The sequence below is a fragment of the Mesorhizobium sp. M2E.F.Ca.ET.209.01.1.1 genome, from assembly GCF_004010375.2.
GTDB lineage: Bacteria > Pseudomonadota > Alphaproteobacteria > Rhizobiales > Rhizobiaceae > Mesorhizobium.
On sequence record NZ_SADP02001296.1, the window covers coordinates 1 to 283 of the forward strand.

Sequence of the window (283 nt, forward strand, 5' to 3'; positions counted from 1 at the left end):
TTTCGCGGTTAGCGGAAGGCTGCGGCAAACAGAAAGGCGACTGCGGCCACGACGACCAGCGCCACGATGACCAGGACCGGCCCGTTCCTGCGCGGCTCAAGGCCTGGGGCGTTCTCCGGAGGTCGCATCGCGTTGGCAAAACTCGCCTGGTTGGTGAAGTTCGGTTTGTGCGGCGCGGCCGGCGCAGCGGAGGTCGGGACATCGCCCGCCTCGGCGTCCGCTTCCTGCGGTGCTGCCGCCGGGTCGAAGCCCGGGGTCTTGTCCTGCGCCCTGCCGGCCTGGA

The 283-nt window shown here is 70.0% G+C and carries 1 protein-coding gene; it reads right to left on the reverse strand.

Features of this window, described 5'->3' with window-relative positions; genetic code table 11:
• Nucleotides 1–8: 8 nt before the first annotated feature.
• Nucleotides 9–283 (reverse strand): hypothetical protein (locus tag EN852_RS40125; RefSeq protein ID WP_135879998.1); only part of this gene is annotated, 275 nt, incomplete at its 5' end.